The sequence below is a fragment of the Algoriphagus resistens genome (genome assembly GCF_001442615.1).
In the GTDB taxonomy this organism is placed as follows: Bacteria; Bacteroidota; Bacteroidia; order Cytophagales; family Cyclobacteriaceae; genus Algoriphagus; species Algoriphagus resistens.
On record NZ_LMXN01000015.1, the window covers coordinates 133,820 to 151,856 of the forward strand.

The following is an 18,037-nucleotide window of genomic DNA, read 5'->3' on the forward strand; positions in this document are numbered from 1 at the left end:
CCAAATGTCTCATTAAGCACCCTGCTGGTGAGCAGGAAGTCAAAATGGGCTTAACCACCACAAAGGTTTCTTACTCAGCCTGACACATGAAAAACGAGTTTTGACCCAAACCTTTTAAAAATGAAAACTACACTACTACCCCTGTTATTTTTGGTTCTCTCCTTAAGCCAGGCTTTTGCACAGGGCGAACCCGACACAGTGATCTACACCAAAACCAAAGTGATCAAAGTCTTTGGGAATACCTGGTCCTATCAGCAGAAAGAGGACGGAAAATGGATTTTGGATATTGAGGAAGACGATGAAGTAAAGATCAAAGACATTCATCAGAGACAACGATTTACCGCTGGGCTTGATACTGAGTTGGGAATCAACCAGGTCACACCTACTGATCAGATGCCAACTGTGAAACCTTGGGGATCCTGGTACTATGCCATCAATATTCTAGGCACAACTAAAATTGCCAAAAACTTCCATCTGTATTCCAGCATCGGGGTAAACTGGTACAATTTCAAACTGGAAGACAGAAGTTTGATTGCTGTAAAATATCCAGACGGAATAGTCTGGGAAGAATTCTCAGGGTCTGGCACTGGAACAAAATCCAAAATATCCGCCTCCTACCTCAACTTCACCTTAGTCCCTACGCTACTGTCCAACAACCAAAAACTCCGACTTGGACTTGGTGGCTATGCCGGCGTAAGAATCGGTGGACGGGGAAAATTTGTGTATGATGATGAAAATGGCAAAAAACAAAAGCAATTTGAAAAATCAAACATGTACGTAGAGAACTTCCGCTATGGGGCACGTGCAGAAATCGGAGTGAGCGATGTCACGCTTTTCTTTAACTATGATTTAAATAACCTTTTCCAAGAAAACTTAGGTCCGGAAGTTCAGGCAATGAGCTTCGGAGTTACCATCAGATAAACACCATAACTATGAAAAAATTCTTCAAATTATCAAGCTTGGCTATGGCCATGATGCTGATCTCCGTTGTCAGCTTTGCGCAAAAAGTATTGGTAGATGCCAATAAAAACTATACTAATATCAAAGCAGTGGAAGTAAGTGGAGGGTGGCTGGACGTCTCCTATATGGGTGGCCCAGATTCGGATGTAAACGTGGAAGCCTATCTGGAATCAAACGATGAAAGTCAGGACATCATTTTCGTGACTGTAGGCGATGTGTTGAAAATATCCTACGAACAAAGTTCCAGAAATTCTTCTTGGGGAAACAACCGAAACAAAGGATATATCAAAATCACGGGTCCTATGAATATGGATCTGGACATGAAAAATTCCTCCGGCACTCTCACTGTGGACAAAATAGTTGGGAATAAAACGAATTTAAGAGTTTCATCCGGCAAGATCACAGCCACAAATATCTCAGGAGATTTGGCAATCAAAGCCAGTTCAGGAGCGCTATATATAGACAAAGTGTCGGGAGACATAGAAGCGGGTGTGACTTCTGGAAATGCCGACATAAGTAATATAGGGGGCAGTGTAGATTATCAGTCAACAAGTGGGTCGTTGACAGCTGACCGAATAAAAGGACAATTAAGCGTGGCTTTAACCTCCGGAAATGCGAAGCTCAGCAACATAGGCACTTTGGGAGAAATGAAATTCACTTCCGGAAATATTCGTGCTACCAACGCCGGATTGAGCGGAAACACCAATTTCAATGGCACCTCTGGAAACTTCAGAATCCAGACTCCCTCCAATTTAAAGGATTTCAACTTTTCCCTGAAAGCATCTTCTGGCAACCTAAAAGTGGGAGGTATCAATACCGGGAAAAACCTGGAAATTGATAATGATGCATCTGCCTGGGTAAAAGGATCTATTTCCTCAGGAAATATCACGATAGAAAATTAATTAGCTATAATTATCCAAAAAAGGCCAATCCATATGGGTTGGTTTTTTTGTGAAAAAAATTTTCGTAGTGTACACGGATGTTTTCGCAGAGAGCGCTCTTTAAATCATAACAACAACTTATAAAATGGGGGCTGAATCCCCCCTTTAAAAAAGAAAAGTGTTTAAAATTTATAGTACCACCGTTCAATTAGCTAATTTTTATTGTCCGTGTTCAAGGCTCAAATAACTATTGAATTCTTGGCCCCAATTTCTTGATTCGAAAATCTTCAATCTTACTCCGGCCTAGAAGCTAATCTTATGACTTCAGCATCTTCCTTGTTCAGTTTAAGCAAAGTTTTGATTCGCTCAGGAGTTGGTTTAGCTACAGAAAAAAAGAACAGTACCCCAGCGAAAACCACATTGTAAATAGCCGATCCAAAAAAGAGCAATCCTGCCGAGCAAATCAAGGCAGCCACGAAAAGCATTATATATCGTTCGCGTGTGGCATTTGCGTAGATTTTTAGCTTGACCAACAAATCCTCTGTCTGAAAAACTGCCTGTACTTTTTTTCTAAAAAGCAGGTACTGAGCCAATAAAAGGCCTATTCCTGCACCAGACAAAAATTGATCAACTAACAGTGGTAATTCAGGAAGGTTCCATGTTGCTTTCCCGGTTGATTGATACAAATAGATCATCCCGAAAATAGGAAGAACCAATACCAATAAAATTAAAATAAGCCGATCGAGTTTTATGTAAACCTTCCTGAATTCCTCTATTTCCAAAATAAGAGCTTTAGTGAGATTATAAGAATTACTCAATGGTGATCTTCACATCATCGCTGAGCGGATGCCCTACGCAGCAAAGTACATAGCCTGCCTCAATTTCATTAGGACTCAAACCGGCATCTTCATCCATTTTCACCTTACCACTAAGCAACCTCCCTCTACAAGCGGTACAAAGGCCGCTTTGGCAGCTGTAGGGCATATTCAAGTCCTGCGACAATCCAGCTTCCAGGATAGTTTTATCCGGCGATACAGTCACCACACTTTCCTCACCTTCTAAAATCACGGTGACATCTCGAGTAAGCAATCCTCCAGTAATCCCGTGAGCGGCATCCTCATGTGCCTTATCAGCAGCGGCTGAGTAGAAACTCTCTCTGTGCACTTTCTCGCTAGGAACTCCCAATTCATCCAATACCGCCACCACATTGTCCATGATCCCTTCTGGTCCGCAGGCGAAATACTCCTTATCGAACTCAGGTTCTGACTCAGCTTTTTTAGCGAAATCCAGAATTCTTTCTTTGGACAATCTTCCTTTTAAACCTGTCCATGCCGCGCTTGGTTGACTCAAATTGTGAATCACTTCCAGCCTATCCCCATCCTTCTCGACCAAAGATTCTAATTCCCTTTTGAATATGATTTGTTCCTCATTTCTGCTACAATAAAGTAGGGAAATTTTAGAATTCGGCTCATTTATCAACACAGATTTCAAAATCCCCATAATGGGCGTTATTCCACTTCCTGCAGCCACCAAGAAAAAATGCTTTTTATTTTTGGAGTGAAAATCAGTGGTAAAATTACCTAAGGGTTTGAGTACGTTGATCGTCTTACCGGGAAAAACCCGCTCGTTTAGGAAATTGGAAAATTTACCTTTAGGGACACGCTTTACAGAGATTCCCGGAAAGGGATCTACATAAGGAGACGTGCATAGGCTATATGACCTACGTTGCTCTTTGCCTTCAAAATCCATGACAAGCGTAAGAAACTGACCTGGCTTATAATCAAGAAACGGCTCTGGCTGTTCAAAATACAAGGTGACTGTATCTTCTGTTTCTTTTACTACCTCCCTCACTTTCAGTGGCAAAAACTGTGATGCCTTTACCTCCTTCTTTTTCTTAAATAAATTGAACATTCCTGATCTGAGCTTTTATCTGTTTAAACGGTGCAAAATTAATCCACAAAGCCAAAGTATTCGGCCTTATGGTTGATTATTTGTAAATCTTAACCCAGATAAAGACGCTGTGGTTCGAATTTTTTAAAGGATATTTCCTGAATTAGGCGACTTAAAACCGAACTTTTGGCTTCAAAAAATTAACTTTGCACCTTCCTAAAACCAATTTGACTTAAAAAAGATGGAATTAAACGCTTTGACCGCAGTGACTTCTGTAGATGGACGGTATGCCGGCAAAACAGCTCCTTTAAGAGCATATTTTTCTGAATTTGCCCTGATCAAGTACCGTGTTCATGTAGAAGTGGAGTATTTCATTGCACTTTGTGAACTTCCATTACCACAATTGAAGGACTTTGACAAGGATCTTTTTGAGAATCTCCGGTCGATTGTTTCTGATTTTTCGTTCGCTGACGCGGATACTATCAAGGCAACCGAAAAAATCACAAACCACGATGTAAAAGCTGTGGAATATTTCCTAAAAGAGAAATTCGATGCGCTGGGGTTGGAAGCGCACAAGGAATTTATACATTTTGGCCTGACCTCTCAGGACATCAATAATACTGCGACTCCTTTAATGCTGAAGGAAGGGTTGAATGAAGTGATTCTACCGCAGCTGCAAGCAGTACTCGACAGACTCTCTGTATTGGCAACTAATTGGGAAAACATCCCAATGCTTGCAAAAACCCACGGACAGCCCGCTTCCCCTACCCGTCTGGGTAAGGAAATCGAAGTATTTGTAGTCCGTCTTAAAAAGCAACTTGAATTACTTCATCATATTCCTTTCTCTGCGAAATTTGGCGGTGCTACCGGCAATATGAATGCACATCATGTCGCCTACCCTTCCTTTAAATGGAATGAATTTGCATTTCAGTTTGTGGGCGAATACCTGGGCTTGGAGAGAAGCTATCCCACCACACAGATTGAGCATTATGATAATCTTGCGGCAGTTTTTGATGGGCTGAAACGAATCAATACGATTCTTTTGGATCTGTCCAAAGACGTCTGGCAATATGTGGCAATGAATTACTTCAAGCAAAAAATCAAAGCCGGTGAAATCGGTTCTTCTGCAATGCCGCATAAAGTCAACCCTATTGATTTTGAAAATGCTGAGGGTAATCTGGGCATTGCAAATGCATTATTGGAGCATTTGGCTGCAAAGCTACCTATTTCCAGACTGCAGCGGGATTTGACAGACAGCACTGTACTGAGAACCATAGGCGTACCGCTAGGGCACATGTTGATTTCCTTTGAATCTTTGCTGAAAGGCTTGGATAAACTTGAGCTCAATGAGGCTGCAATCCATGCTGATTTGGAAGAAAACTGGGCGGTGGTCGCTGAGGCTATCCAAACTATATTGAGAAGAGAAGGATTCCCAAAACCATATGAAGCGCTTAAAGATCTAACCAGAACCAATGCTAAAATCACCGAAAAATCCATATCGGAATTCATCGCTAACCTTCCTGTTTCTAATGAACTGAAAGCTGAGCTGAGTGTGATTTCCCCTTTCAACTATACCGGGATTTGACAAAGTAGTGAGCAGTAGCAGTTGTCACCATACAAGTCACACTATTGCCGCCGTTCGTAAGTCACGAACGGCATTTTTTTCTCAATTAAGAAGTTAACTATGGGGTAGAAATATTTCTGCCATCATGCATCGGGCGCTTCCTCCTCCCAATTTTTCTATAGTAGCAATAGCTGGACTGATGATAGTAGTGTATTTTTCTATCAACTGGATCTGCCCGATAGTTAGAGAATCCAGCGCGGATTCAGACATTACCGTGAATTTCTCTCCCCCCGCATTTCCTACTTCGAGCATGTTTCCAGCGAAGTGAAATTTTTGTTTTGCTGTGATAGGCACCACTTTTTTACCGGCTTCAGTCAATCTTTTTTGTACTGCCTGTTTTTCTAAAGCTTTAGGAATACTATCCAAACAAACCACCGCTATATCGGACCCCACATGCATCATCACATTGGTATGATAAATGGGACTGATCACCCCCTGAACCTCTTGAGTTGCATGAAATGCAATGATTTTATAGCCAAGAAGCTTTCCTAAATAATCAAGCGGGATAGGATGTGTACGTTCAGAATAGCAGGCAAAAATTGTTTTGGACTGATGATCCATGACCATGCTTCCTGTTCCTTCCAAAAACTGCCCATCTTCTTCAAAAAAACTCAAATCAATAATTTCATCCACTTTAAACTTGCGCTTTATCAAGTTCTCAATCAAGTCCTTTCTCCGCTCTAATCTTCGATTGTGGGAATACATAGGATACAAAATCAACTTTCCGTCCGAATGTGTGCTAAACCAGTTATTGGGAAAAATCGCATCAAGTTTCACTGGCACAGCAGTATCTTCTTCTATGATGACATTGACACCCTGATCTCTAAGCATGAATACAAACCCATCAAATTCCTTTTGCGCCAGTCTATTGATTTCATCAGATGACCTTGTATCCGCTTGTTGATAAAAGTTATTCTCAGCAGTTTCCGGATTGAATCCAAAATTAGCCGGTCGAACCATCAGAATAGTAGAGGAAGTCTGCATTAATTTCGCGTAGCAGTGTACTTATAAAGAACGGGATCCAAGTCGAATCGTTTTTCACTGAGGGTGTAGTATACTTTGCCGTCAGGCCTAAAGCCAATTGCCTCTCCCTGAGGTTCTGGAGAATAAGGGAGTTCTACTGGAGCTCTACCCATAGCTCGTGCTACAGTTTCTCCTATGTTCCTTTTCCAATAGTAGACGGTAAGATAATTTTTAACCACAATTTGACTCCCGTCCGCAGAAATATCCGCTGCAGTTGCGTTGGTAAACGGGAGCTTGATCATTTCTTCGAGCTCAGCTTCACCAGTACCAAATTTATCAGCAGGCAATCTATAAACCATATTGAGGCTATCTCGCTTAGAAAGTATGAAAATATCTCCTGTGATAGGATCAATCATGAGGGATTCTGCATCCCTAGCTCCTCCAGGATAAGTGAGTTTTATCTTTTCGGGAATTACCTCGTTTTTAGAAATACCAGCACTTGGCTCAGGAAATCGATAAATAATAACTTCTTCATATACCGCATTGTTATCTCCGATCTCTCCCACGTAGAGGTACGATCCGCCATTAGCTCCTGGGCCTACAGCTATATCCTCCCAATCTCTATTCTCAGTCTCTAGCAATTTAATTTCACCTAGTCTATTTCCAAGCGAGTCTATCAAATAAACGACAGCTTCTCCACCACTGTCATTATGTATGTAGATCATGCCAGGATGCATCCTACTACAAGCCAAGCCTGAAATCTCATCTAAGGATCTATCCTTTAGGACAGCAACTGCAACTCCCTCTCCGAAACCTGGGACCAAATCTTGCTGCGCATTGACGCAAGAAAACGAAAAAAATAAAGCAATAATTCCTACAGTTGTTTTCATATGATTATATTTTGTCTGTTAAGGGCCATATGGAATCTCGCATGCATTATAATCATTCCTCTGTGTGTTGCCTGCAACATGCTCGATTTCATCTGTTTATAATTGTTTTAAATGGTCAGATGGAATCTTTGACGATCAAAATAATCATTGCCCTGTGTGTTTTAATGATGATTTTAATCGTGTCGATTTCATATGTTTATAATTTGTCTTTTAAGGGCCATATGGAATCTCGCATGCCTTATAATCATCCCTCTGTGTGTCGTTTTCGACATGCTCGATTTCGTATGATGGCTGTTAATACTTTCTAAAAGTAAATAAAATGGCAAGCTGCCTTACTATACGAATAGCTCTTTACAGCTTCTTTTTATATTGGAGACCTCAAACAAGTGAAAAAATGGATCCTATACTGAAGAAAATGACATGGAAAGAAGGAATGAACATCCAAATCTGGAATGCTCCTTCTGAATTAAATGAATTGGTTACTTCTTGGGAGAAGGACGGGCTTATCCATTCTGAATCCAAGCCTGATTTTATGCTGGCATTTGTTCAGACTCAAGATGAGATAAAAAAATACTTTTCAGAAATGCAAAACTTAGCTCCCGAAGATCAACAAATCTGGCTTGCTTATCCCAAAGGAACTTCCAGACGATACAAAGCACAAATCAACCGGGATTCAGGCTGGAGCTATCTGGGGCAATTTGACTATGAGGCTGTACGTCAGATTGCAATCAATGAAGATTGGTCTGCACTTCGCTTTCGAAAGACCAATCGTATCAAAAAAATGACACGAAACTTCAGCGTAAAAGATCAAAAGTGAATTGACAGTGATGGTTAAAAGATCATAACCCCTGCTTGTCCATTAGGCAGCGTAGGAAATGGTCTTTCTAGAGTTTGCCAAACCCTATTTTAGTGTCACCACTATAGCGTCATAAAAGTGGATAAATATAAAGTAGGATCATCCCCTGTTCCGATTCAAACGTCTAATATGAATAATAAATCAAAAAAATTAAGTCACTGATTTAGAAGACCAAAACTAGTAGTAGCACAAAAACATGGAGTTTTTCATGTTTGTAGTTTGGAATAAATGGAATAGCCTCCTACATTTGCATCACCAATTCGGAACAAGCGCCGAATACAATACAAAATTCCTTCTTAGCTCAGCTGGTTAGAGCATCTGACTGTTAATCAGAGGGTCCTTGGTTCGAGCCCAAGAGAAGGAGCTGAAAATCAACCACTTACGATTGAAAATTGTAAGTGGTTTTTTTATTTGCAAAATGTTAAAAACACGGATTGAAAGACCAACTTTTCACATATCATATATCTAAAAATCAATAGATTAACTTAAAAGAAACAATTAAGGCTTCTTGAATTTTCGGTCTTGAAATTTTCTTTTGGGATTGAACCTAATTCCTTCTACTAATCTGCCTTTATTTCCAGTCTCTATCCAATCGACAATTTCCTTTTTGAAAAAGTAAAGTTTGCCAGCCTTTTTATGGAATGGGATCTGTTTTTTGGACACATAGCTATAAATGTTTGTCTTTTCAGCTCCAGCAATTCGCAAATCCTACTTAATGTCAATACTTCTTCATAGGTCCCTTTTGAAAAACTAGCTTCTTGGATCGATTTTAAAACCAGTTTATTCTGCTCAATCAATTGAGAAATAGCGTCAGGCAAGTCTTCAAATTTCAATTCTATGGATAAGATAGATTTAATTTATATCTGAGAAGTGGTTGTATTTAAGAGAATAACTCTTCTGTTAAATTTAAGCCGGCACTTAAAAAAATAATCACACTGATATCCGAAGTCTGAACCACTTTAGGTCGAATAAAAAAGGGGATTTCCACTTTTAAAGCTCCCCTTCATCTGCAAAGGAATAATAACCTTCAGTTGTAATAATAACATGATCTAGAACAGGTAGATCCAAAGCCTTACCAATTTTCACCAGATTAGCTGTCAATCGTTTATCCTGTTCTGATGGAAGTAGATTCCCACTCAGATGGTTATGTGAAATTATTATCGACTGTGCGGCTCCCTTTAGCGCTGCTCCAAAAACCAGTTTGGCATCAACCACTGTACCGGCAGTTCCACCCTTTGAAATCGTACATATTCCCAGCACCCGGTTTGCCCTATTCAGTAAAATCACCTGAAAGTGTTCTGACAGTTCCAGTGAATCCTTATCCCAAAAACTATACAATACTTCATATACCTGTCTGGAACATCCTACTTTTGGGCGTTGGGATGATTTTACTTTTGGGGCATAACCCAGTGTAATTTCTGCTACTTGATTGAGATTGGTTCCTTGATTTAAAGCTTCCATGATAACTACGTTTAAGTTTGAAATTATTTAGGATGCCGTAATCAGGTGCTACGGGAGCGAGGATGCAGGAAACGGAATAAACCAGCAAAGGCAAGCGCGTGGGCTTTAAGCCGTAAGCTCTTGCCCCCTGTGACGGGATCAGGCTAATTTGGCGGAGGAAGGAATGGAAAAAAAATAGTCCTATTATTGGACTACCAGAAATTTCTAACTAAAAGACTGAATGATCGAATTGTATAAATTCCATTTGCAACACCTAAAACTAATGTTCCAAGGGCTAAAGGATAATGCAATGCCCATTTATAGCAATTTGCCATCAATTGCAAAAAACGATGAAGTTGGCCCCCGGCTGTCGATTTAAACTGATCCCATGCTGGTGATGCAAATTGGCTCCAAGCAGCTCAGTAAACTGACGGGTGTCTTTGTTTTCCGTTATCTGGGATTTTTAATTTCATTCCAGATACAAATTTCAGGATATTCCAGCAGGGTCAGTTTATTGAAAAGTCCTATTTCACTTTATTGAGAGGTCCAGAAAAACACGAGCTACGGATTTGCTAATCTCTGTGTCGGTACGGCTTTTGCCACCAAGAAACTGGCAAGCGGTTTACCTATCTGGCCCAAAGAACCTGTTAAAACAATTTGCATCTGCTTATGATTTGATGTTTCTATATTTCAAAAGCGTTTTGATTTGAAAAATCAGAAATACTCCAAAACACAGGAGTTGTAGCCAAATCTGGGTTACTTTCCTGGAAGTACAAATTGCTTTAGTGGAAATAAAACAAACTGTTTTATCATGTCAATTGAAAACGTACGTCTGTAATAAATACCCGCCAATCAGACCGATAGGGATTCCGATAATAGCATTGATCAATGCGGCCCGGGATTTCTTTGGAAATTCGGTTCTATATCTATAACTCAGATAAAACCCTACTGGAGGTAATGCATTGGAAAGTATGGTAAGACCAATGGACAATTTGTCTTTTGGGGTGATTTGCCTGTTCATTTACTTGGGATGGTTTAATAAACTCCTTGAATGAGCATGTAATTGGGAATTTGATGAGCGATGGAAACATCCAACTCTAAAAGTCAACTTTTGCCAACTTTTTAGATACTTCCCATAGTTTTAAAGATACTTTTAAGTCGCTTGCCTGGGTCGGGATTTTGGCGATAGCAGGAAATCCCCTGGTTTCCTGAATTTTGTCGGGACCATAATACAAGCCCCCTTTTGCCTCTGGAGAGGTAGCAGCGTATAACGTCGGCAACGCTCCCTGGGAAGAGGGTTGGAACAAAAAAGGAAAAAAGGTTCTCATGATGCCTGGCCCGCTCCACCGTCCTGCACCGGTGATCAGCAGATTGGTACGGGAGACACCCGGATGGGCAGCTATACTGGTAATGCCCCAACCGTATTTTTCACTCTGTCGCTGAAGCTCCAAAGCAAACATCAAATTGGCGAGTTTTGCCTGACCATAAGCCTTACTTGGGACATAGGAGGCCTCGGACTGTAAGTCATCAAAATTAATTTGCCCTGCGCGATTTGCAATACTTGATACTGTCACAACACGGGCATCAGGTGATTTACGCAATAAAGGAAGTAGCTGGGCGGTCAAAGCAAAATGGCCGATATGGTTTGTACCAAACTGCAACTCAAAACCATCAGCGGTTTCGAGTCGTTTTGGCGGGGTCATCACGCCAGCGTTATTGATCAGTAGGTCAATGGCTTGGCCTTTTGCAATCATATTTGTCGCAAAGGCTTTGATGGAAGACAGGTCTGCCAGGTCTATTTTTTCAAAACTCACTTTAGCCTTGGGGTTAATCTGATGTATCCTGACAATTGACTCGGCCCCTTTCTGAGGGTTACGCCCCATCATGATCACATTCCAGCCTGCTGCTGATAACGCCAGTACATCTTCATACCCAATACCTTCTGTACTACCTGTAATTACAGCCAACCCCCAGTTTCTTTGGGGAATATGATTTGCTGTCCACTTTTTGATTTCGTTTTGCATTTTTTCTGTTTTTTTATATGCAAAGTTGCTTTGCATATAAAAAACAGATGTAGCCAAAACGCCTTTCGTTGTAGTCAAAAAATGTTTTGATTATGAGAGCTGCGATAAACTTTAGAAAAGTGGCCAGGATTAGGATAAATTCTCCCTGTTTGGTTTTATTTGGCACTTAATCCTGCGAGGTTCTAAGTCAATAACAATTCCGCTCACTGAATGGGGGAATGCTAAAAAAACGGTTTCTATTTTATCATTATCAATAGATCATAGTCAAAAGCCAATCCTTTTACCAATGTTCATCCAAAGAATTTGAGACAACTCTTCCCGGTGCTCTTCCCTTAAAATCTGTTCAGGATAGAAGATAGGTTCATCACTGAGGTCAAACGTGCCATAGTGCATGGGAATCCATTGTCTTGCCTTTAAATCTTTAACCGCTTTAATCGCATCTGAAGGGCCCGTATGTGCAGGTTTCATAAACCATTGTGGTTCATAGGCTCCAATCCCTATCATGGCAATGTCTATATCATAGTCGTTGCCAATGTCCGTGAAATGCTTTCCATACCCGCTATCACTGCCATAATAAATTGTTTTGTTGGAAACATTATCCTGAATCATAAAAGAGCCCCAAAGGTGAATATTGGTATCTGAAAGCCATCTCCTTGACCAGTGTTGGGTAGGTATAAAGTCAATAGATAGGGAACTGGAGGTATTGAATTGTTGATACCAACCTGCTTCCTGAATTTGGTTATTCACTCCCCATCTCTTCAGGATTTTCCCAATTTCTAAACCTGTGAGTATCACTGCGTCAGGATTAAGTCTCGCAAGTTGCTTAACGCTGCTTTTATCCAGGTGGTCCCGGTGGTTATGCGAAAGCAACAAATAATCTACATTATTCAATTCCGGTAGATTGAAAGGGACTTTGGTATAACGTTTTAATAGCTTGTTTGAGCTAACCACCGGATCAATTAACAGTCGTTCACCGTTGATATCCACTATAAATGAGGCATGGCCAAGTGGAATAATGGCATTACTGCTTTTATCCGCAATATTTTCTATAAACTGAAAACCCAGCGGTGATCGTTGGTCTTTTTTTAGCGCGCTGAGTGGCTTGTCGCCCCGCATCCAACGCAGGGCTTCTCCAAAACTTTTGATATCATCCCCATATATATTTGTATATAAACCACTGGCGGTTAACTCATTTCCGGTCCAGTCTGCTTTTACAAATTTTAAATCGCTGTTGTACTTCTTTAACCCCATAAGATATTTCAAACACAGTAAGATTAGTATAATTAATCCAAATTGATAGAAGTGGATCTTCATTTATCAGATTACGTGAAACCAGATACTTGAAAAGTCAGGTTCAGCTAGGCCAATTGCAACTTCGTCACCTATTCCCTGATCGAATCCTATCACCAGTGCCACTCTCTTGGTACTTGATGATTCCTTTGCTTGCATAATTTTAAAAATTTAAAATTATGCAAGCAAAGGTTCACTACTGCTATTTCCCGATTCTATTTTGAACCTCTTTTGGATAGCGGTCTCCCACAATTTTTATTTTCTCCAATGCCGTATTTATCGTAACCAGCTCATCAGTTGACAGAGAAACTTCTGCACCGTCAATATTTTCCTGCAAACGTTGTAGTTTAGAAGTTCCCGGAATAGGAACAATGAACGGTTTTTGGGCCAAGAGCCAAGCCAATGCAATTTGGGCCGGAGTTACGTTTTTGTCTTTGGCAACAGACACTACCAGGTCAACTAACCCCTGATTGGTTTTTATGTTTTCTTTGTCAAACCGGGGAGACATAGTTCTGGCATCCTTCTCTTCGAATTTTGGTGTCAGCCGTTATTTCTCCCGTTAAAAAGCCCTTGCCCAATGGGCTAAAAGCCACAAAGCCGATGTCTAGCTCTTCCAATGTGGCAATGATTTCTTTTTCGGGTTCTCTGTAAAACATGGAATATTCGCTCTGCACAGCTGTGATAGGCAATACCCCATGAGCTTTGCGAATAGCTATTGAATCTGGTTCAGAAAGGCCGAAATGTATAACTTTCCCTTCCTGTATCAAATCTTTCACCTTGCCTGCCACGTCTTCAATAGGCACATCCGGGTCCATTCTGTGTTGATAAAACAAATCGATACAATCTGTTTTCAACCGTTTTAGAGATGCTTCTGCCGAGGCTCTTATAATTTCAGGACTACTGTCAATTTTGAATTCAAGGGCACCTGCTTTAAACCCAAATTTTGTGGCAATTTTTACTTTATCGCCAAACGGAGCAAGCGCTTCCCCAACCAACAGTTCATTGTCTCCGTATCGTTGTGCCGTATCAAAAAAGGTAATTCCTTTTTCGTATGCTGATCGGATTAATTTAACCGACTCTCTTTTTTCAGGTGCTCCAGGAAAACTCAATCCCATACACCCATAACCCAATGCAGACACTTCTAATCCTCTGGTTCCTAATTTTCGTGATTCCATTTTAATTGTTTAAGTGATGAATGAAACAAAGTTTGCCCATCAAAAAATGGAATCTTTTGCCTTAAGGCAAAAAGCACACTAGGGGATATTTTTTCTGATTCTGCTTAAGGTACTCTGCGTAATCCCCAAATAGGAAGCGATGTAAGACAGGGGAATCCGGTTGGTTAAGTTGGGGAATTTTTCAATAAACTCCTTATAACGTGTGGTAGCATCCTGCGAAACCAATTCGCTTCTTCTTTCAATTTTTTCGCTGTGATGTTTGGCGATTATGCGTTGAATAATTTTATCCCATCCTATACTAGTGTCGCAGATATCTTTCCAATCCCGTCTGGAAAAAACAACAAGTTTACAGTCAGAAATGGCTGACAGATATTCGGAAGGGATATAGACTTCATCAATCGTATTGCCTGATAAAATCAAGTGGTTTTCGTCAATAAAATAGCGGGTAATTTCTTCGCCTTTATTGTTGTAATAATAAACACGAATGACACCATCTATGAGAAATCCAACATGCTTAACTGTTTTACCTGCTTCCCATTAATATTCATCCTTGGTAAGCTCTAAAAGGGCAGCTTTGCTGGCTATAAGGTCAATTTGATGCTTGTTCAGATTCCCAAACTTTAAAACGTAAGCTATAAATTTTTCCATTTTTTAAAGTTAGAAACCGTTGCTGTATAGGCATTTGCCTTTTGGTAAAAAGTGACGCATCGTACTGTTTCAATTAAACGACTGCCTGAACTCCAAAGGCGAAAGTGCGGTCTTGTTTTTAAACAGTTTATTAAAGGACTGCGGATATTCAAAGCCTAACAGATAAGCAACTTCACTGACCGAAAGTTGGGTTGTTGTCAAAATATCTTTGGCCTTTTCTATTAATTTATCGTGTATTAGCTGTTGTGCTGTTTGCCCTGTCAACTGTTTCAGGCAATCGCTCAGGTACTTGCACGACATATTTAATTGAGATGCCAAATATGCAGGAGTTGGCAATTCTTGTTCCCCGGTATCGCTGAAGCAGGCGTTCAATAAATTTTCTACCCGGTTTAATAACTCACTGCTTTGGTATTGTCGGGTAACAAACTGCCTGTTGTAATAGCGGTTGAAATGGGTAAACAACAAATCCAGTGCAGAAATAATTACCTCCTGACTAAATCGGTCTATGGGCAACAAATATTCCTTTTCAATTTGCCCAATAATAATTTCTATGGATTGTAGCTCATCTTCCGAAAGGATCAAAGCTTCATTGACATCGTAATCAAAAAAGCCAAAGCTTTTCATTTTCCGGCTTAACGGATAAGTTCTCAAAAAGTCAGGATGTATGCTTAGGACCCAACCTACTTTTGCAAACGCAAAATCGGTATCCACAATGCTCACTTGCTTTGGTGCAAAACAAGAAATAATGCCTTCATCAAAATCAAATGGGGTTTGCCCATATTGCATTTTACATGGACATTCTTTCTTTAGGGCGATTTGGTAAAAATCACTGATCAATTTGGTGCGATGGGTAAGTTCCGGTTGCGGAAAATTCTCAAAACGAAGAATGCTGAACAGTGGATGCTTCGGTTTGGAAACACCGATAACGTTATGCATATCAGGAATGCTTTTGAGATGAATGGTTGAAGTAGTTAAATCCACTTTTCTATAGTTATAAGTTTTGCTATTTTTTCATGTATGACTTGGCAAAACTTTTGGCTATAAAAGCATTTGGTAACAATGCAGTTAAGCGGCTTGCCATACGGTTCATTCTTCCTGATACAATATAATGCTTACTTTTATCCAATGCGATCAATAGCTCTTCTGCAACTTGCTCAGGGGTTTGCAAAGGTGTAGAACCGTTATATTCCGCATTCAGCCTCCATCCTACTTCACCATCCATTCCGGCAGCGCTATTAAAATTGGTTTTGGTCAATCCGGGACAAAGCAACATCACGTGTACCTTGTATGGTTTACATTCCTGAGTTAACGCCTGGGTAAAGTGGCGGACAAAAACCTTGCTGGCCGAATAGGTAGCCATATACGGAATAGGCACAAAGGATGCCATAGATGCCACGTTGATGATTGTCCCCCTGTTGCGTGCTTTCATTTCCTGCAGGAATAAATGGGTCAGCGCTACCAAAGATGAAATATTAAGTTGCAACATCTCCAGTTCCGACTTCAGGGCCAGTTCAGAGAATTCTCCCCCGGAACCGATTCCCGCATTGTTGATGAGCATTTCCACGTCCAGCCCGCGATGCTTCGTTTCCGTAAAAACCTGTTCAGCAGTTCCTGATTTTGCCAAATCTGCAGTAATAAATTGGGCCTTGATGCCATACTTCTCAGTCATCTGCTTGCAGAGAGTGCCTAACTTTTCAGCATTACGGGCCACAAGTAATAGGTTGTGTTTTCTTTCCGCAAATTTTTGTGCAATAGCTTCCCCTATTCCACCCGATGCACCGGTTATTAAGATTACTTTCATTTTCTATCATTTTAAATTATGATGTAAAGTTGAGAAAGCAGGTAGTCTGAAAAGTATCCGATTGTCAGCAATATGTATCCATTAAGCGGTTAAGAGGATTTTTTTTGAAAATGCTGATCCACACAGTGGCAACCAACGCAATGCCCTACCAACGGAGAATAGTTGAACTGACTTTGTTTCCTTGGGAAATGGAAGGATGGGCTAAAGCGGGGTTATTAGTGATTTTAGACATGGACTGGAAACTATTTGTCAGGGAAAGGGCAGATCGGCGAAGTTGTTTTTGAGTTAGAGGTCATATTTGGGTTAATTGAAAGACTGTCTGAATTCCAATGGTGAGACGTTGGTCTTTGCCTTGAACAATTTGCTGAACGACTGGGGGTGCTCAAAACCTAGGTCATATGCTATTTCACTGACTGTCAAAGCAGAAGTAGACAATTTCTCTTTTGCCTTTTCGATCAGCTTCTCATGGATATGCTGCTGGGCTGTCTGTCCGGTCAGGGATTTCAGCAAACTGCTTAAATAACTGGACGATACATTCAGCTTATCCGCGAGGAATTGTACTGAAGGAAGTCCCCTTGACACCAGATCATCCCCATCGAAATAATTGATCAGCAACTCCTCCATTTCTTCAAGTAACTGATGGCTGGATTTTTTTCGGGTGATAAACTGTCGGTTATAAAAACGCTCGGCATAGCTCAACAGCGTTTCAAGATGTGCGACGATTATCCCCTGACTGAATCCGTCAATATTTGCATCATATTCCTGCTTGATATTGGCAATGATATCATTGATGATGAGTTCTTCTTTTTCAGAAAGAAAAAGTGCCTCATGGGACGCATAACTAAAGAAGTCATATTGTTTGATTTTCTTAGCTAAAGGAGTATTCCACAATAAATCCGGATGAACGAAAAGCATCCAACCCTCAAGACCTGCCGGTGCTCCCCCTTCCTCACCACGTAGTATCTGGCCCGGCGACATAAATGCCATCAAACCCTCATCAAAATCATATTTCTGCTGTCCGTAAAGCAAGTTGTTACAGCCTCTTTTGATGGATATGGCGTAGAAGTCAAAGATCACAGCATGCACATCGGTATGATTTTTAAATTGGGAAACATCCACCAAGCTGATCAAAGGATGCTTTGGCATTTCCAAGCCTGTCAACCGATGGCCTTCGGCAATGGTTTTTATTCTAAAAGGTTCAGCATTTTTCATAAGTAAGGATTTTCAGGATTTGAAAGGATATTTTAACCATATCATCACCAATGGCATGGCCAGAAAGGGAATTTCAAACAAAGCCATTTTATAGTTTCCGGCATTGAGAGCAAGAGCCATGATCAGCACGATGACGATGGTATTAAGAATGTTGCTCAAAACGAACGTTTGTGGAAAGAACAGCATCAGGCCGATAAGAATGGAGAAGACCCCAAAAAATGGCATCACGCTTTTGGTAATACCCAACTCTGACATCATCTGTGCCTGTTGGGCATTTGCAGGTTGAAAAGCATCCCATCCGTGTTTGAAACTTAGGAAGGCGGATATCAATAAGAGTACTATGCTAAAGATTTTCATAAAATTCAGTTAAATTAAATAAGCAT

General features: G+C 40.6%; 21 protein-coding genes and 1 tRNA gene. 5 read left to right on the forward strand and 17 right to left on the reverse strand.

The features are described from left to right. Window positions 1-120 precede the first annotated feature (120 nt). Window positions 121-921, forward strand: a complete 801-nt coding sequence (locus tag AS141_RS21775) for a hypothetical protein (RefSeq protein ID WP_057939823.1) — start codon at window positions 121-123, stop codon at window positions 919-921. 11 nt (window positions 922-932) lie between these two features. After that, entirely contained in the window at window positions 933-1,862 is a 930-nt protein-coding gene (locus AS141_RS21780) for a DUF4097 family beta strand repeat-containing protein (protein ID WP_057939824.1), read from the forward strand. A gap of 272 nt (window positions 1,863-2,134) precedes the next feature. Here the strand turns inward: AS141_RS21780 and AS141_RS21785 are convergent, their stop codons facing one another. Together AS141_RS21785 and AS141_RS21790 are read right to left on the reverse strand one after the other, a co-directional pair. Beyond that, the gene (locus AS141_RS21785; RefSeq protein WP_057939825.1) at window positions 2,135-2,623 is read right to left on the reverse strand and encodes a hypothetical protein; all 489 of its coding nucleotides are present in this window, start codon (window positions 2,621-2,623) and stop codon (window positions 2,135-2,137) included. Between the two features lie 28 nt (window positions 2,624-2,651). Continuing rightward, window positions 2,652-3,752 carry a ferredoxin--NADP reductase gene (locus AS141_RS21790; RefSeq protein WP_057939826.1) on the reverse strand — a complete coding sequence of 367 codons (1,101 nt, stop codon included), beginning with the start codon at window positions 3,750-3,752 and terminating at the stop codon, window positions 2,652-2,654. A gap of 220 nt (window positions 3,753-3,972) precedes the next feature. Between AS141_RS21790 and purB the strand changes: the two genes are divergently transcribed. Next, entirely contained in the window at window positions 3,973-5,316 is a 1,344-nt protein-coding gene (gene purB / locus AS141_RS21795; protein ID WP_057939827.1) for an adenylosuccinate lyase, read from the forward strand. 93 nt (window positions 5,317-5,409) lie between these two features. On the opposite strand, the gene ctlX is transcribed toward purB, so the two are convergent. Further along, window positions 5,410-6,339: a citrulline utilization hydrolase CtlX gene (gene ctlX, locus AS141_RS21800; protein ID WP_057939828.1), complete on the reverse strand. Its 930-nt coding sequence runs from the start codon at window positions 6,337-6,339 to the stop codon at window positions 5,410-5,412. Beyond that, window positions 6,339-7,208, reverse strand: coding sequence for a hypothetical protein (locus AS141_RS21805; protein ID WP_057939829.1), 870 nt, complete (start codon window positions 7,206-7,208; stop codon window positions 6,339-6,341). The genes ctlX and AS141_RS21805 overlap by 1 nt, the downstream gene beginning before the upstream one ends. Window positions 7,209-7,602: 394 nt before the next feature. Here AS141_RS21805 and AS141_RS21810 point away from each other — a divergent pair, with 394 nt between their 5' ends. Together AS141_RS21810 and AS141_RS21815 are read left to right on the forward strand one after the other, a co-directional pair. Beyond that, window positions 7,603-8,025 carry a hypothetical protein gene (locus tag AS141_RS21810; protein ID WP_057939830.1) on the forward strand — a complete coding sequence of 141 codons (423 nt, stop codon included), beginning with the start codon at window positions 7,603-7,605 and terminating at the stop codon, window positions 8,023-8,025. 329 nt (window positions 8,026-8,354) lie between these two features. Next, window positions 8,355-8,428 (forward strand) — tRNA-Asn (locus tag AS141_RS21815). 134 nt (window positions 8,429-8,562) lie between these two features. Here the strand turns inward: AS141_RS21815 and AS141_RS27465 are convergent. From AS141_RS27465 to AS141_RS21870, 13 genes are all read right to left on the reverse strand, one after another. Next, on the reverse strand, window positions 8,563-8,769 hold the full coding sequence (locus tag AS141_RS27465; RefSeq protein ID WP_057939831.1) for a helix-turn-helix domain-containing protein: 207 nt from the start codon (window positions 8,767-8,769) through the stop codon (window positions 8,563-8,565). Window positions 8,770-9,054: 285 nt separating this feature from the next. Further along, the gene (locus AS141_RS21825) at window positions 9,055-9,525 is read right to left on the reverse strand and encodes a JAB domain-containing protein (protein WP_057939832.1); all 471 of its coding nucleotides are present in this window, start codon (window positions 9,523-9,525) and stop codon (window positions 9,055-9,057) included. A 793-nt stretch (window positions 9,526-10,318) separates the two neighbouring features. Beyond that, window positions 10,319-10,525, reverse strand: coding sequence for a hypothetical protein (locus tag AS141_RS21830; protein WP_057939833.1), 207 nt, complete (start codon window positions 10,523-10,525; stop codon window positions 10,319-10,321). 76 nt (window positions 10,526-10,601) lie between these two features. Continuing rightward, window positions 10,602-11,528, reverse strand: a complete 927-nt coding sequence (locus tag AS141_RS21835; protein WP_232424985.1) for an SDR family oxidoreductase — start codon at window positions 11,526-11,528, stop codon at window positions 10,602-10,604. Between the two features lie 264 nt (window positions 11,529-11,792). Continuing rightward, a complete protein-coding gene (locus AS141_RS21840; RefSeq protein WP_157243550.1) occupies window positions 11,793-12,791 on the reverse strand; it encodes an MBL fold metallo-hydrolase in 999 nt (332 codons plus the stop codon). Between the two features lie 54 nt (window positions 12,792-12,845). Continuing rightward, complete coding sequence (locus tag AS141_RS27245) at window positions 12,846-12,977, reverse strand: hypothetical protein (RefSeq protein ID WP_262481008.1); 132 nt, start codon at window positions 12,975-12,977, stop codon at window positions 12,846-12,848. Between the two features lie 43 nt (window positions 12,978-13,020). Next, on the reverse strand, window positions 13,021-13,326 hold the full coding sequence (locus AS141_RS27305) for an aldo/keto reductase (protein WP_317043065.1): 306 nt from the start codon (window positions 13,324-13,326) through the stop codon (window positions 13,021-13,023). Beyond that, window positions 13,310-13,993 (reverse strand): aldo/keto reductase, encoded by a 684-nt coding sequence (locus AS141_RS21845; RefSeq protein ID WP_317043066.1) that lies wholly within the window; start codon window positions 13,991-13,993, stop codon window positions 13,310-13,312. The genes AS141_RS27305 and AS141_RS21845 overlap by 17 nt, the downstream gene beginning before the upstream one ends. A gap of 78 nt (window positions 13,994-14,071) precedes the next feature. Continuing rightward, the gene (locus tag AS141_RS27310; RefSeq protein ID WP_317043067.1) at window positions 14,072-14,413 is read right to left on the reverse strand and encodes a Crp/Fnr family transcriptional regulator; all 342 of its coding nucleotides are present in this window, start codon (window positions 14,411-14,413) and stop codon (window positions 14,072-14,074) included. A 297-nt stretch (window positions 14,414-14,710) separates the two neighbouring features. Next, complete coding sequence (locus AS141_RS21855) at window positions 14,711-15,577, reverse strand: helix-turn-helix domain-containing protein (RefSeq protein ID WP_057939835.1); 867 nt, start codon at window positions 15,575-15,577, stop codon at window positions 14,711-14,713. Between the two features lie 67 nt (window positions 15,578-15,644). Continuing rightward, window positions 15,645-16,442, reverse strand: coding sequence for an SDR family NAD(P)-dependent oxidoreductase (locus AS141_RS21860; RefSeq protein ID WP_057939836.1), 798 nt, complete (start codon window positions 16,440-16,442; stop codon window positions 15,645-15,647). 303 nt (window positions 16,443-16,745) lie between these two features. Further along, a complete protein-coding gene (locus AS141_RS21865; RefSeq protein ID WP_057939837.1) occupies window positions 16,746-17,654 on the reverse strand; it encodes a helix-turn-helix domain-containing protein in 909 nt (302 codons plus the stop codon). Window positions 17,655-17,666: 12 nt separating this feature from the next. Next, window positions 17,667-18,011, reverse strand: coding sequence for a hypothetical protein (locus tag AS141_RS21870; RefSeq protein ID WP_057939838.1), 345 nt, complete (start codon window positions 18,009-18,011; stop codon window positions 17,667-17,669). Window positions 18,012-18,037 lie beyond the last annotated feature (26 nt).